This window comes from Ruegeria sediminis, assembly GCF_005938215.1.
Taxonomy (GTDB): Bacteria; Pseudomonadota; Alphaproteobacteria; order Rhodobacterales; family Rhodobacteraceae; genus Ruegeria; species Ruegeria sediminis.
On record NZ_VCPD01000002.1, the window covers coordinates 528,060 to 541,267 of the forward strand.

13 protein-coding genes are annotated in these 13,208 nt (G+C 65.6%); 9 read left to right on the forward strand and 4 right to left on the reverse strand.

The window, feature by feature from the left end; translation table 11 throughout:
* The first annotated feature begins 62 nt into the window (after positions 1–62).
* The gene (locus tag FGK63_RS07215; protein ID WP_138840931.1) at positions 63–245 is read left to right on the forward strand and encodes a hypothetical protein; all 183 of its coding nucleotides are present in this window, start codon (positions 63–65) and stop codon (positions 243–245) included.
* Positions 246–304: 59 nt separating this feature from the next.
* Here FGK63_RS07215 and FGK63_RS07220 read toward each other — a convergent pair whose 3' ends face one another.
* From FGK63_RS07220 to bcoG, 3 genes are all read right to left on the reverse strand, one after another.
* Positions 305–1,066 (reverse strand): SDR family oxidoreductase, encoded by a 762-nt coding sequence (locus FGK63_RS07220; protein ID WP_138840932.1) that lies wholly within the window; start codon positions 1,064–1,066, stop codon positions 305–307.
* Positions 1,063–2,535 carry a carnitine 3-dehydrogenase gene (locus tag FGK63_RS07225; RefSeq protein ID WP_138840933.1) on the reverse strand — a complete coding sequence of 491 codons (1,473 nt, stop codon included), beginning with the start codon at positions 2,533–2,535 and terminating at the stop codon, positions 1,063–1,065. The genes FGK63_RS07220 and FGK63_RS07225 overlap by 4 nt, the downstream gene beginning before the upstream one ends.
* A 78-nt stretch (positions 2,536–2,613) precedes the next feature.
* Entirely contained in the window at positions 2,614–3,531 is a 918-nt protein-coding gene (bcoG, locus tag FGK63_RS07230; RefSeq protein WP_138840934.1) for a 3-dehydrocarnitine:acetyl-CoA trimethylamine transferase BcoG, read from the reverse strand.
* Between the two features lie 133 nt (positions 3,532–3,664).
* Between bcoG and FGK63_RS07235 the strand changes: the two genes are divergently transcribed.
* Entirely contained in the window at positions 3,665–4,651 is a 987-nt protein-coding gene (locus FGK63_RS07235; protein WP_138840935.1) for a GlxA family transcriptional regulator, read from the forward strand.
* 50 nt (positions 4,652–4,701) lie between these two features.
* Here the strand turns inward: FGK63_RS07235 and FGK63_RS07240 are convergent, their stop codons facing one another.
* On the reverse strand, positions 4,702–5,748 hold the full coding sequence (locus tag FGK63_RS07240; RefSeq protein ID WP_138840936.1) for an aldo/keto reductase: 1,047 nt from the start codon (positions 5,746–5,748) through the stop codon (positions 4,702–4,704).
* Positions 5,749–5,864: 116 nt separating this feature from the next.
* Here FGK63_RS07240 and FGK63_RS07245 point away from each other — a divergent pair, with 116 nt between their 5' ends.
* The 7 genes from FGK63_RS07245 to FGK63_RS07275 all read left to right on the forward strand — a co-directional run bounded on the left by FGK63_RS07245 (position 5,865) and on the right by FGK63_RS07275 (position 13,206).
* On the forward strand, positions 5,865–6,263 hold the full coding sequence (locus FGK63_RS07245; RefSeq protein ID WP_138840937.1) for a rhodanese-like domain-containing protein: 399 nt from the start codon (positions 5,865–5,867) through the stop codon (positions 6,261–6,263).
* Between the two features lie 89 nt (positions 6,264–6,352).
* On the forward strand, positions 6,353–6,652 hold the full coding sequence (locus FGK63_RS07250; protein ID WP_138840938.1) for a hypothetical protein: 300 nt from the start codon (positions 6,353–6,355) through the stop codon (positions 6,650–6,652).
* Positions 6,653–6,720: 68 nt separating this feature from the next.
* Positions 6,721–7,341 (forward strand): ImuA family protein, encoded by a 621-nt coding sequence (locus FGK63_RS07255; protein ID WP_138840939.1) that lies wholly within the window; start codon positions 6,721–6,723, stop codon positions 7,339–7,341.
* Positions 7,342–7,413: 72 nt separating this feature from the next.
* Complete coding sequence (locus FGK63_RS07260) at positions 7,414–8,628, forward strand: MFS transporter (RefSeq protein WP_138840940.1); 1,215 nt, start codon at positions 7,414–7,416, stop codon at positions 8,626–8,628.
* Between the two features lie 87 nt (positions 8,629–8,715).
* Positions 8,716–9,939, forward strand: a complete 1,224-nt coding sequence (locus FGK63_RS07265) for an MFS transporter (protein ID WP_138840941.1) — start codon at positions 8,716–8,718, stop codon at positions 9,937–9,939.
* Between the two features lie 82 nt (positions 9,940–10,021).
* A complete protein-coding gene (metG, locus tag FGK63_RS07270) occupies positions 10,022–11,740 on the forward strand; it encodes a methionine--tRNA ligase (RefSeq protein ID WP_138840942.1) in 1,719 nt (572 codons plus the stop codon).
* A 287-nt stretch (positions 11,741–12,027) separates the two neighbouring features.
* Complete coding sequence (locus FGK63_RS07275; RefSeq protein WP_138840943.1) at positions 12,028–13,206, forward strand: efflux RND transporter periplasmic adaptor subunit; 1,179 nt, start codon at positions 12,028–12,030, stop codon at positions 13,204–13,206.
* Positions 13,207–13,208: the final 2 nt, after the last annotated feature.

Below are 13,208 nucleotides of genomic sequence, written 5' to 3' on the forward strand. Positions count from 1 at the left end.
TCCTGAAGGACTAGCATTAAGGGAATCCAACGGGTTGAAACGAACAACGGAGGATTGGACGAATGGAAGCAACCAAAGTTGCTGAATACGCACGCGCGCTTTATGCCGCGCATGGCGACAAGGCCGAGGCCGAGGCCGCGCAAAAGATGCGGGCCTGCGAAGAGGCCGGAAACGCGAACGAAGCGAAGGACTGGGAGGCGGTGCGTCAGGCCATCCGACAGATCCGCGGACCGAACCAGGGCTGAAAACCCGCAACACAAGACTGACGCCGGCCCACGATGCGGGCCGGTTTTTCTTTGCCCGACTACAGCTTGGGGTCCGGGTTCACGGTATGGCCATCGACGGCGATCACCTGCCCCGAGACCAGCCGCGCCGCGTCCGAGGCCAGAAATACCGCCATGTTGGCGATGTCGCGCGCCTCGACGAACCGGCCCATCGACGTGCCCGCGGCGTAGCCCTGATAGACCTGATCGCGGGTCATGCCCTTGGCGGCGGCCTCGCGTTCCAGCACGCCTTCCATCCGCGGCCCTTCGACCGCGCCGGGACAGATCACGTTGCAGCGCACCCCGTGCGGACCAAGCTCCATCGCGAGCGTCTTGCCCAGCCCGATCACCCCCCATTTGGCCGCCGCATAGGGCGCCCGGTTGGGATAGCCGTATTGCCCGGCGGTGGAGGAAGTGATGAGCACCGCCCCGTTGCGCTGACGTTTCAGCATCGGCGCGGCATATTTCGAGCAGAGAAACGCCCCTTCGAGGTTGACCGCCATGCAGACCCGCCAGTCGGCAAGCCTGACATCCTCGACCAGAGCGGTCGGCCCGGCCACGCCCGCATTGGCGCAGAGAACGTCGAGCCCGCCCCATTCCGTTTCGATCTCGCGGAACAGACTGGCGACGGCGTCCTCGTCCGAGACATCGACGCGAGAGCGTTGCCAGTTGTCAGAACACCCGGACAGCGCGGCTTCGTCAACGTCCGCGACCCAGACGCGGGCGCCGCTTGCATCGAACGCCTCGGCCATGGCCCGGCCGATGCCCGATGCGCCGGCGGTGATCAGAACCCGGCTGCTCATGCGGGCCTGCGGATCGAGTTGCCCGCGCCTTCGGGATAGGGCAACCCGGCCTGTGCCCCGGCGATCTTGGCCATCGCCGCCTCGATTTCGGCCAGCGGAGCGCAGGGCCGCCGGGTCTTGAGATCCACGTGCAACAGGAAGCTTTCGGCCGTCGCCAGCAGCTTGTCGCCCTCGTACATGCTGTGGAAGAGGTGCAGCTTCTTGCCCTGCCCCAGCAGCATCTGCGTCCGCACCTCGATCCGCGTGCCCGCATGGGTTTCGTCGAGGTGGCGGATATGGGTTTCGGCGGTGAAATAGCTGCCGCCGTTGGCGATGTAATCCGCGTCGCAGCCGATCAATTCCATGAACCGGTCGGTGGAATTGGCGAAGGCCTCAAGATACCTGGACTCGGTCATGTGACCATTGTAGTCGGTCCAGTCCAGCGGCACCGCGCGCGCCAGCGTCAGGATCGGCTGTGACAGATCTTCGATCTCGTCCACGTGGGCCGGCATCGACGCGGTCTTGATCCGCTTGTCATGCTGGTTCAGCACGGCGCCCGCGCCCCAGTCCTGATGCTTGAGCGCCCGCATCATGCCGACAAGGTTGTTGTCGCGGATGCGCTCCAACTCGCGGATCGTACGCTTGCCCGACTGCGCGTCGGACTGTTCGGCGATCATGTCCACCAGCTCGTCGGTGAACTCGGGCACGTCCATCAGCTTGGTCCATGGCCATTTCAGGCAGGGGCCGAACTGCGCCATGAAGTGCCGCATCCCCGCCTCGCCGCCGGCGACGCGATAGGTTTCGAACAGGCCCATCTGTGCCCAGCGGATACCGAAACCCATCCGGATCGCCTCGTCGATCTCCTCGGTCGTGGCGATGCCGTCCTTGACCAGCCACAGCGCCTCGCGCCAGACGGCTTCGAGGAAACGGTCGGCGATATGGGCGTCGATTTCCTTGCGCACGTGCAGAGGGAACTGGCCCAGGCCGCGCATGATCTCTTTGGCGCGGTCGATCATCTCGGGGCTGTTTTCCGAAGTGGTGACCAGTTCGATGAGCGGCAGCAGGTAGACCGGGTTGAACGGGTGCGTCACCACGATCTGACCCGGACGCGCCGCGCCCTCCTGCAGCTCCGACGGCTTGAAGCCCGAGGTCGAGGAACCGATGATCGCGTCCGGGGCGCAGGCCTCTTGCAAACCCTTGTAGACCTTCAGTTTCAGGTCCAGCCGTTCCGGCACGCTTTCCTGGATCCACGACGCGCCCTGTAGGGCCTCGGCCATGTCGGCGTGAAAGCTGAGCTTGCCTTCGGGCGGCAGCGGCACGTCGCTGAGCCCCGGCAGCGAGCGGCGGGCGTTGTCCAGCACCTCGCCGATCTTGCGTTCCGCCTCGGGATCCGGGTCGAACACCCGCACATCCCAGCCGTTCAACAGGAACCGCGCGGCCCAGCCGCCGCCGATCACACCGCCACCAATGATTGCAGCCGTTTTGGTCATTTTACACCCTGAATTGGCGGGATACGCCCGCCGAGTTCTGCATAGATGGGGCGCAGCCTGACCGCACCCCTAGTCGGTTCATTTCGCTGCCGGCGCCCGTTTGGTCAGGCCCAGCTTTTCGCGGACCTCCGCAGGGCCGATCACCCGCGCGCCCATGTTCTCGATGATGTTTCCTGCACGCTCGACCAGCTGCCAGTTCTCGGCCAGCACGCCCTTGTCCAGCCACAGGTTGTCCTCAAGCCCGACGCGCACGTTGCCGCCCGCCAGCACCGCGGCCGCCACATAGGCCATCTGGTGACGGCCCAGTGAAAAGGCGCTGAAGGTCCAGTCGTCGGGCACGTTGTTCACCATCGCCATGAAAGTGTTCAGATCATCCGGCGCGCCCCAGGGCACACCCATGCAGAGCTGCACCAGCGCCGGGCTGTCCAGCACCCCGTCCTTGACCAGCTGCTTGGCGTACCACAGGTGGCCGGTGTCGAAAGCCTCGATCTCGGGCTTGACGCCGAGGGCTGTCATCATCCGGCCCATCGCAGTCAGCATGCCGGGGGTGTTGGTCATCACGTAGTCGGCCTCGGCAAAGTTCATGGTGCCGCAGTCGAGCGTGCAGATTTCCGGCAGGCATTCCGCCACGTGGGTCACCCGCTCGGACGCGCCGATCATGTCGGTGCCGGCTTCGTTCACCGGAAACGGGCTTTCGACGCCGCCGAACACGATGTCGCCGCCCATGCCGGCGGTGAGGTTCAGAACCACGTCCACCTCGGCGTCGCGGATGCGGTCGGTCACCTCGCGATAGAGGTCCAGACGTCGCGATGGCGCGCCGGTCTCGGGGTCGCGCACGTGGCAATGCACCACCGCCGCCCCGGCCTTGGCCGCGGCAATGGCGCTGTCGGCGATCTGCTTGGGCGAGCGCGGCACATGCGGGCTGCGATCCTGAGTGCCGCCCGAGCCGGTGACGGCGCAGGTGATGAAGACGTCGCGGTTCATTTCCAGAGGCATTCTTGTTTCCCCAAGTTTTACCGGGCTTTTGCCGGGGATATCCCCAGGCTTCTCCCCGGATTCCGATTTGCTTTCGCAGCCGACTCTGGCGCAGCCTTGGAGAAACGACTTTCCAAGATGCGAATCGAACTTGATGAAATCCGCAAAAAACATCCTCCAGCCCGAGCACCGCGCCCTGAAGACGGCCGTTCTGGTTCTTGACGAGTGCAATACGCTCAGCTTCGCCGCGGCGGTGGACCCGATGCGCGCAGCCAACCGGCTGGCCGACCGCCCTGCCTTCGACTGGGACTACGTGACCGCCACCGCTGCGCCGGCGCAGCTGACCAGTGCGTTAAGTGTCCCCGGCATCCCATTGGCAAGGCTGGAAACTTGTGATCTGCTGATCGTGGTGGCCGGGTTCCAGCTGGCCCGCCACGCCACGCCCAGCCTGCTTGCCGGTCTGCGCCGGATTGCATCGACCGGCGCCGCCGTTGCCGGGATCGACGGGGGCCCCTGGCTGCTGGCCGAGGCCGGGCTGCTTGACGGCCATTCCGCGACGACCCATTGGGAGGATCTGGAGAATTTCGCCGCCCGCTTCCCCGAGGTCACGGTTCTGCGCGACCGTTTCGCGATTTCCGGCAACCGCATGACCTCGGGCGGCGCAATTCCGGCCATCGAGATGATGCTGCACGTCATCGCCGCCCGCCACGGCGCGCGCTTCGCCGCCCGGGTGGCGGGCCTGTTTCTCTATGACGGCGCCCCCGCTCCGTCCCGCCCGCAAAGCCGGATCGGCACGCCGCATCGCCACAACGCATTGACTGCAAAGGCAAATGCGCTGATGGAGGCCGCGCTGGACGAACCCATGTCGCTGACCGAGATCGCCGCCACGCTGGGCACCAGCCCGCGCACCCTGCAGCAGCAGTTTCGCCTGCGGCTCAACACCACGCCGCAGGACCATTACCTGCAGCTGCGCCTGGCCGAGGCCCGCCGTCTGGTCACCGATACGGACTTGCCGCTGATGGACGTGGCGCTGGCCACCGGCTTTACCTCGCAGTCGAGCTTTGCCCGCGCTTTCCGCACCGCACACGGCCTTTCCGCCCGCGATCTGCGGCAGGTACGGGCGCAGCCGACGCATCATTGATGCCGTTTTTTCCATATAAAACGGATAGTTACGAGAAGTACCTGCGATCTTCAATACGGCATCGGATGCGCCCGGTGCGCCGCGCCGATTTCCGTGAGCACTTCTGGTGACAGGTCAAGATCCGCGCCATGAAGAATGTGTTCCAGTTGCGGTCGGGTCGTCGCTCCGAAGATTGCGGACATCATGAACGGCCGGGTGTTGCACCAGGCCAGAGCCATGTGGACCGGATCCAGCCCGTGACGCCCGGCGATATCAAGATAAGCCTCTACCGCATTGAAAACACGAAGTGTTTTTCGCCCACCCATCTCGGGCACAAAGGACATGCGCGAGCCGTCCGGCACCTTGTCGCCCTGATACTTGCCGGTCAGGAACCCTGCCGCCAGCGGTGAGAACGCCATCAGGCCCACGTCCTCGTTCACGCTGAGCTCGGACATGTCCAAATCGTACAGGCGGCAAAGCAGCGAGTATTCGTTTTGTACAGAGGCCACGCGGGGCAATCCACGCTCTTCCGCGATCCGTAGCCACTGCGCCGTACCCCAGGCGCTTTCGTTGCTGAGGCCGAAGGCGCGGATGTTGCCCTTGTCGACCTGACGTTGAAGGGCGTCCAGACATTCTTCCATGTTGGCGAGCGTCGCGGCGCGGTCCTGGCTGGATGGGTCGTAGTTCCAGTTCTGCCGGAACATGTAACTGCCGCGGTTGGGCCAGTGGAACTGGTAGAGGTCGATATATTCGGTCCGCAAGCGGCGCAGCGATCCCTCCACCGCCTCGGGAATCGTCTTGCCCGAGATCGGCGCGCCGCCGCGCGCGTGCATGAACCCGGCGCCGGAATGCTTGGTCGCGAGGATGTAGTCGCCGCGGCGCGCGGGGTTGGCGGCGTTCCAGGTGCCGACGATTTCCTCGGTCCGGCCCACGGTCTCTTTCGACACCGGGTTCACCGGGTACATCTCGGCCGTGTCGACGAAATTGATCCCTGCGGCCAGCGCCATGTCCATCTGCGCATGTGCCTCGGTCTCGGGCGTCTGGGTGCCGAAGGTCATCGTGCCGAGGCACAACTCCGACACCATCATGCCTGTCCGCCCCAATGGTTTCATCTTCATTCCGAAATCCTCCTGCCGCGTTGGCGCAACCCTAACGGGCGGTTTTCCGGGGACAACCCCCCTTGAGCATGGCGCGGGAATCCGCCAGCGTTTCCCCGAAAGACAAGGAGGGGAACATGCCGCAGACCATCACCAGGGGAATCAAGGCTTTGCTGGAGGAGGCTAATTCGGTCGTCGAAACCCTTCCGGTGGCCGAGGCGAAAGGGCTTTACGACCATCCCGATTACGTCTTTGTCGATCTGCGCGACATCCGCGAGTTGCAGCGCTCGGGCCAGATCCCCGGCGCGTTTTCCTGTCCGCGCGGGATGCTGGAGTTCTGGATCGATCCCGAGAGCCCCTATCACAAGGATATCTTCAACCAGGACAAGACCTATGTCTTCTACTGCGCCAGCGCCTGGCGGTCGGCGCTGAGCGCCAAGGCGGCGCAGGAAATGGGGCTGAGCCCGGTCCTGCACCTGGAAGGCGGGTTCACCGAATGGGTGAAACAGGGCGGCGCGGTCGAGACGCGGGAGTGATGCCGCGCCTTCGCCGCTGCCCGAACGGGCCGGATCATGCTACCCTTGACCGGGCGGCCTTGCGCGGCCTGCGTCGAAGGGAGTTTGAAATGAAGCTGTTGCCGGGTTCCATTCCTTGTCTGGTTGGCGCGATGGCGCTGTCGGGCTGCGACACGCCTGCACCATCCGCATCGCTGCCGCCGGTCGGGACCGCGACCGACCTGACCGCGTATCAGGGCGAGCCGGCCGCGCAGTTGGAGACGAGCATTCGCGCGCTTGGCTACGAACGGGTCAGAACCAACGATACCACGGCGTTCTGGTTCAACCGGGAAACGGGCGCCTGCGCCCGGATCGAGACCAACGAGGGGCGCTACACCGCGATCGACATGCTGCCTGCGCAGGATTGCTGAGTTCCGGGGGCGGCGGGCTGCTGCAAAGACCGATTGAGAACAAAATGCGAACACTGTAAAATGGCCGCATGTCGACTCACCTGCTCAGCCGCAGGCCCGCGCGGGACGTGCCCGGGCTGGACCTGCATCCCCAGATCAGCCTGCCGCTTGCCCGCGTGCATGAAGCCTGCGGGCCGGCCCGGCGCAGTTTCGCCCTGTGGCTGGCGGGCCGGGCGCAGGGGCCGGTGCTGTGGATCGCGCCCGCATGGGAGGCCGATCAGCTGAACCCGGACGGGATGATGCCCTTTGCCGACCCGGCGCGGTTCCTGTTCGTTCACCCCACCCGGGCCGAGGATCTGCTGTGGTGCATGGAAGAGGCCCTGCGCAGCGGGGCGGTGCCGCTGGTCGTGGCCGATCTGCCGGGCGCGCCGGGGCTGACGCCGGTGCGGCGGATGCATCTGGCCGCGGAACAGGGCGGCGCGATGGGCCAGGCACCGCTGGGGCTGCTGCTGACCCCCGGAGAGGGTGGCGCGCAGGGGATCGAGACGCGCTGGCACATGGCCCCGGCCCATCGGGGCGACGCCCGCTGCTGGACCCTGACCCGCCGCCGCGCCCGCGCCCTGCCCCCGGCCAGCTGGCGGGCGACCCAGACCGCCCCGCGCGCCGGGCTGAAGCTGGAGCGGATCGGCGGCGACACCGGGCCGGGCTGACGCGGCCGGAAAATGCGGGAATCGCGGAACTTGTCACTGGTCAAAGCGGATGCGTCTGACTAGCGTGCCGGCATGACTCACCCGATCCATGACAGCCGCTATTCGTGGTTCAGACTGCTGATCACACTGGCCATCGCCACGGTGGCGAATGTCGGCATGTGGGCGGTGATCGTCGTGATGCCCGACATCGAGGCCCAGTTCGGCGCCGGCCGGGCCGAGGCGTCGATGCCCTATACGCTGACCATGATCGGGTTCGCCCTGGGCAACATGTGGCTGGGCCAGCTGCTGGACCGGCTGGGCGTCACCAAGGCGCTGATCGGCGCGGCCATCCTGAGCGCGGCGAGCTATGGCCTTGCAACCCTGGCGCCGTCGATGATGATGCTGTCGGCGGCGCATCTGCTGCTGGGGCTGGGCACGTCGGTCGGGTTCGGGCCGCTGATCGCGGACATCTCGCACTGGTTCATGCGCCGACGCGGCATCGCCGTGGCGCTGGTGGCCAGCGGCAACTACCTGTCGGGGGCCATCTGGCCGACGCTGCTGGCGGGCATCCTGGCGAGGGACGGCTGGCAGCAGGTCTATCTGTCGCTTGCGGTCATCACGCTGATCGCCGTGATCCCGCTGTCGCTGCTCTTGCGCCGGCAGGTGCCGATCGAGGCGCATGGCACCGCCGCGGCGGCGGCCCAGCTGAACGCGCAGAGCGCCGGGTTCTCGCCGCGGGCGCTGCAATACATCCTTGGAATTGCCGGTATCGGCTGCTGTGTGGCGATGTCCATGCCGCAGGTCCACATCGTCGCCTATTGCGTGGGGCTTGGCTATGGGCCGGCGGTCGGGGCCGAGATGCTGTCGCTGATGCTGCTCGGCGGCGTGGTCAGCCGGGTGATCTCGGGGCTGGTGGCGGACAAGCTGGGAGGGGTGCGCACCCTGCTGGCCGGGTCGGTTCTGCAATGCGCCGCGCTGTTCCTGTTCCTGCCATATGACGGCATGGTCTCGCTTTACGTCATCAGCGCGCTGTTCGGGCTGGCGCAGGGCGGCATCGTCCCCAGCTATGCCCTTGTCGTGCGCGAGTACATGCCGCCGCGCGAGGCCGGGGCGCGGGTCGGCTTCGTCATGATGATGACGATCCTCGGCATGGCCCTGGGCGGCTGGATGTCGGGATGGATCTACGACGTGAGCGGCGACTACTGGCTGGCCTTCGTCAACGGCATCGTCTGGAACGGCCTGAACATCGCGATCATGGTGATGCTGCTGGCCCGGTCGCGGCCGCGGCGGAGGGAGGCGATGGTATGAACTTACCCGCCGCAAGGACCCGAAATCGACCAATGACGTCGAATACGTCTGCGCAACAGATCCCTGACCGGGCATGTTAGGCACATCATGCGAACGATCATTTCATTTGCCGCCCTGTTTCTTTCGGTCATCCTGCTGCAGCTGTCCACCGGCGGCGTCGGCCCGCTGGACGCCATCTCGGGCCTGAAGCTGGAATTCTCGACCGAGCAGATCGGCCTGCTGGGCTCGGCGCATTTCCTGGGGTTCTTCATTGGCTGCTGGTGGGCGCCGCGCCTGATGGGCAGCGTCGGACACTCCCGCGCCTTCGCGGCCTGCACCGCGCTTGGTGCGGTGGGACTGATCGGCCACACGCTGACCGACAACCCGTTCGCCTGGGCGGCGATGCGGGTGATGTCGGGGCTTTGCGTGGCGGGGTGCTATACGGTGATCGAAGCCTGGCTGAACGCCAAGCTGACCAACGAGATCCGCGGCCGCGCCATGGGCACATACCGGATCGCGGATGCCAGCGCGTCGCTGGCGGCGCAGCTGATCATCGCGGTTCTGCCCCCGGCCTCGTACATCTCGTACAACATCCTGGCGATCCTGTGCTGCGCCGCGCTGCTGCCGCTGACCCTGACCAAGGCCACGCAGCCGGAGACGCCGAACGCGCCGCGGCTGAGGCCGGGCCTTGCCTGGGCCTGTTCGCCGCTGGCGGTGGTCGGCGTCATCGTCTCGGCCATCAGCTCGGCCTCGTTCCGCATGGTGGGGCCCGTCTACGGCAAGGAAGTCGGGCTGGAGGTCGATCAGATCGCCTTCTTCCTTGCGTCCTTCGTGCTGGGCGGTGTGCTGGCGCAGTATCCCGTGGGATGGCTGGCCGACAAGTACGACCGCCGCTGGGTGCTGTTGTGGATCTCGGTCGCGGCGATCCTCGCCTGCGGCATCACCGCCGCCGCCGGAGGCACCGGCACCGCCGGCGTGATGCTGGCGGCCGGGCTGTTCGGGTTCATGACCTTTCCGGTCTTTTCGGTCTCGGCCGCCCATGCCAACGATTTCGCCACCACCGAACAGCGCGTCGAACTGTCGGCGGCGCTGATGTTCTGGTACGCGATGGGCGCGATCGCCTCGCCTTTCCTGGCCTCGGCGCTGATCCAGTCCTTCGGGCCGGCCGCGCTGTTCGGCCTGATCGCCGCCGGACACCTTTTCCTCATCGGTTTCGGCCTGACGCGGATGCGCGCCCGCCCGACGCCCGAGGACCGGACGCACTACGTCTATGCGCCGCGCACCTCGTTCACCATCGGCAGGCTGCTGAAACGCTCGCGCGAGGAGCAATAGCGCAACACGTCGAAAACGCGGTCTTTTGCTGCGCGCCCACATGGGTTAGACGGGCGCGCAGACAGATACGCGGACTTGGAATATGGCACGGATTCTCATTACCTCGGCGATCCCCTACATCAACGGGATCAAACACCTCGGCAACCTGATCGGCTCGCAGTTGCCTGCCGATCTTTATGCACGCTATCAGCGCGGCCGGGGCAACGAGGTCATGTTCCTTTGCGCCACCGACGAGCACGGCACCCCGGCGGAACTGGCAGCGGCCAAGGCCGGCAAGCCGGTCGCCGAGTATTGCGCCGAGATGCATGGGGTGCAGGCCGACATCGCCAGGCGTTTCGGGCTGAGCTTCGATCACTTCGGCCGCTCGTCCAGCCCGCAGAACCACAGGCTGACGCAGCATTTCGCGGGCAAGCTGGCCGATGCCGGGCTGATCCGCGAAGTAAGTGAAAAACAGGTCTATTCGAATGCGGACGGGCGTTTCTTGCCGGACCGCTACATCGAAGGCACCTGCCCCAACTGCGGCTACGAACGCGCCCGCGGCGACCAGTGCGAGAACTGCACCAAGCAGCTGGACCCGACCGACCTGATCGAACCGCGCAGCGCCATCTCGGGCTCGACCGACCTGGAGGTGCGCGAGACCAAGCACCTGTACCTGCGGCAATCGGCGATGAAGGACCAACTGGACGCCTGGATCGACAGCAAGTCGGATTGGCCGGTTCTGACCACCTCGATCGCCAAGAAATGGCTGCATGACGGCGACGGGCTGCAGGACCGGGGCATCACCCGCGACCTGGACTGGGGCATTCCGGTCAAGAAAGGCGACGAGGACTGGCCCGGCATGGAGGGCAAGGTCTTTTACGTCTGGTTCGACGCGCCCATCGAATACATCGCCTGCGCCAAGGAATGGGCCGACGCGAACGGCCGCCCGGATGCCGACTGGGAACGGTGGTGGCGCACCGACAAGGGGGCCGACGACGTGCGCTACGTCCAGTTCATGGGCAAGGACAACGTGCCGTTCCACACGCTGAGCTTTCCGGCCACCATCCTTGGCAGCGGCGAGCCGTGGAAGCTGGTCGATCACCTGAAATCGTTCAATTACCTCAACTATGATGGCGGCCAGTTCTCGACCAGCCAGGGCCGCGGCGTCTTCATGGACCAGGCGCTGGATATCCTGCCGGCGGATTACTGGCGCTGGTGGCTGCTGAGCCATGCGCCCGAAAGCAGCGACAGCGAGTTCACATGGGAGAATTTCCAGGCCTCGGTGAACAAGGATCTTGCCGACGTTCTGGGCAATTTCGTCAGCCGCATCACCAAGTTCTGCCGCTCCAAGTTCGGCGAAGTGGTGCCTGCGGGCGGCGACTACGGCGAGCGCGAACAGGCGCTGATCGAGGAACTGACGCGCCGCGTTCGCGCCTATGAGGGCCACATGGAGGCGATGGACGTGCGCAAGTCGGCGCAGGAGTTGCGGGCGATCTGGGTGGCCGGAAACGAATACCTGCAGGCCGCCGCGCCCTGGTCGACCTTCAAGGCAGACCCCGAACAGGCGGCGGCGCAGGTGCGACTGGGGCTGAACCTGATCCGGCTATATGCCGTGCTGAGCGCCCCCTTCATCCCGCACAGCGCGGCGGCGATGCTGTCGGCGATGAACACGCTCGACACGGAATGGCCCGAGGATGTCGGACAGGCCCTGTCCGCCCTGCCCGCCGGGCACGAGTTCACCGTGCCGGACGTGTTGTTCGCCAAGATCACCGACGAACAGCGCGAAGACTGGCAGGTGCGTTTCGCGGGCACCCGCAGCTGATTTCGGCGGGGCGGATCGCCCCGTCCATTCGCCAAATCGTTTGCCGGAGGGCCCTGGCGGCGCTCCGGCATTTTTTTGACTTGCTTGAGGGCACCGGGCCAGCCGCCCGCAGTCGCTGCCCGGATTCCGGGCACAGGCGAAATTTTCAAGGCGGATCAATATTCAGGCAGGCATGGTTAACCTTGAGATATTGCCGCAAACCGGCCATCCTGCGTCAGAGACCCGGTGACTCGGCCTCGTGCCCTGTCGTTTCCGACCGAAACTGCCCAAAGAACGAGGTCCTTTTCATGCCATTTGCCTTGCTTTCCGCGCGCTCCGGTTCCAGCCGCCGCGGTGCCGGACTCTGCCGATACGCGGCCCTGCTGGCCTTACTGAGTTTCGCGCATCCCGCCCTGGCCCAGGACCAGCAGGAGGCAGAGGCCCCGAAGGTTTCGATCGCGGCGGCCTATTCCGAGGAAATCACGGACGAGGCGGTGTTCATCGGGCGTGGCGAGGCGATCGACCAGGTGGACATCGTCGCCCGGGTCAACGGGTTCCTGGACAGCCGGCTGGTCGAGGACGGGCAGCCCGTGAAAAAGGACGATCTGCTGTTCGAGATCGAGCCGGACCTGTACCAGGCGACGCTGGATGCGCGAAATGCGGATCTGGCCCGGGCCGAGGCCAACCTGGAACTGGCCAAGCTGGATCTGGCGCGGAAAGAGGAACTGTTCAGACGCGACGCAACGCCCGAGGCCGAGCGCGACATCGCCCGCGCCAACGAGCTTGTTGCCGAAGCCGAGGTCAAGGCCGCGCAGGCCGCGATCCAGCAGGCGGAGCTGGACCTGAGCTATACCAAGATCCTTGCCCCGTTCGACGGGCGCATCGGCCGGGTGAACATCAGCGTCGGAGATGTGGTCGGGCCGAACCTGCCGCCGCTTGTCACCCTGATCCGCGAAGCGCCGATCTACGTCACGTTCTCGCTGAACGAAAAGCAGTTCATTTCGGTTCTGGAACAGCTTGGAGAGAACCCCGAAACGCTGGCGGAAAGCGGCAAGAGCCCGATCGTGAAACTGACGCTGCCCAACGGCATCGATCTGGAGGAAACCGGCGAGATCGTCTTTGTCGACAACAGGATCGATCCGCTGACCGGCGCCATTACGCTGCGGGCCAAGTTCGAGAACAAGAACCGGCTGATCGTGGACGGCTCATTCCTGCATGTCGTCATCGAGGCGCTGGAGCCGACGCTCAGGGTTCTGGTGCCGCAGGCGGCGCTGCAGCGGGATCAGCGCGGGGAATTCGTCCTGGTGGTCAACGATCAGCAGATGGTCGAACAACGCTACATCACCACGGGCGACGTGCACGGTACTGCGATCATCGTGCTCGACGGCCTGCGCGAGGGGGAAAGCGTCATCGTCGAAGGTCTGCAGCGAGTGCGCCCCGGCGTCGCCGTGGATGCGATCGTCGCCTCAGAGCAGCCGGGAGAATAACC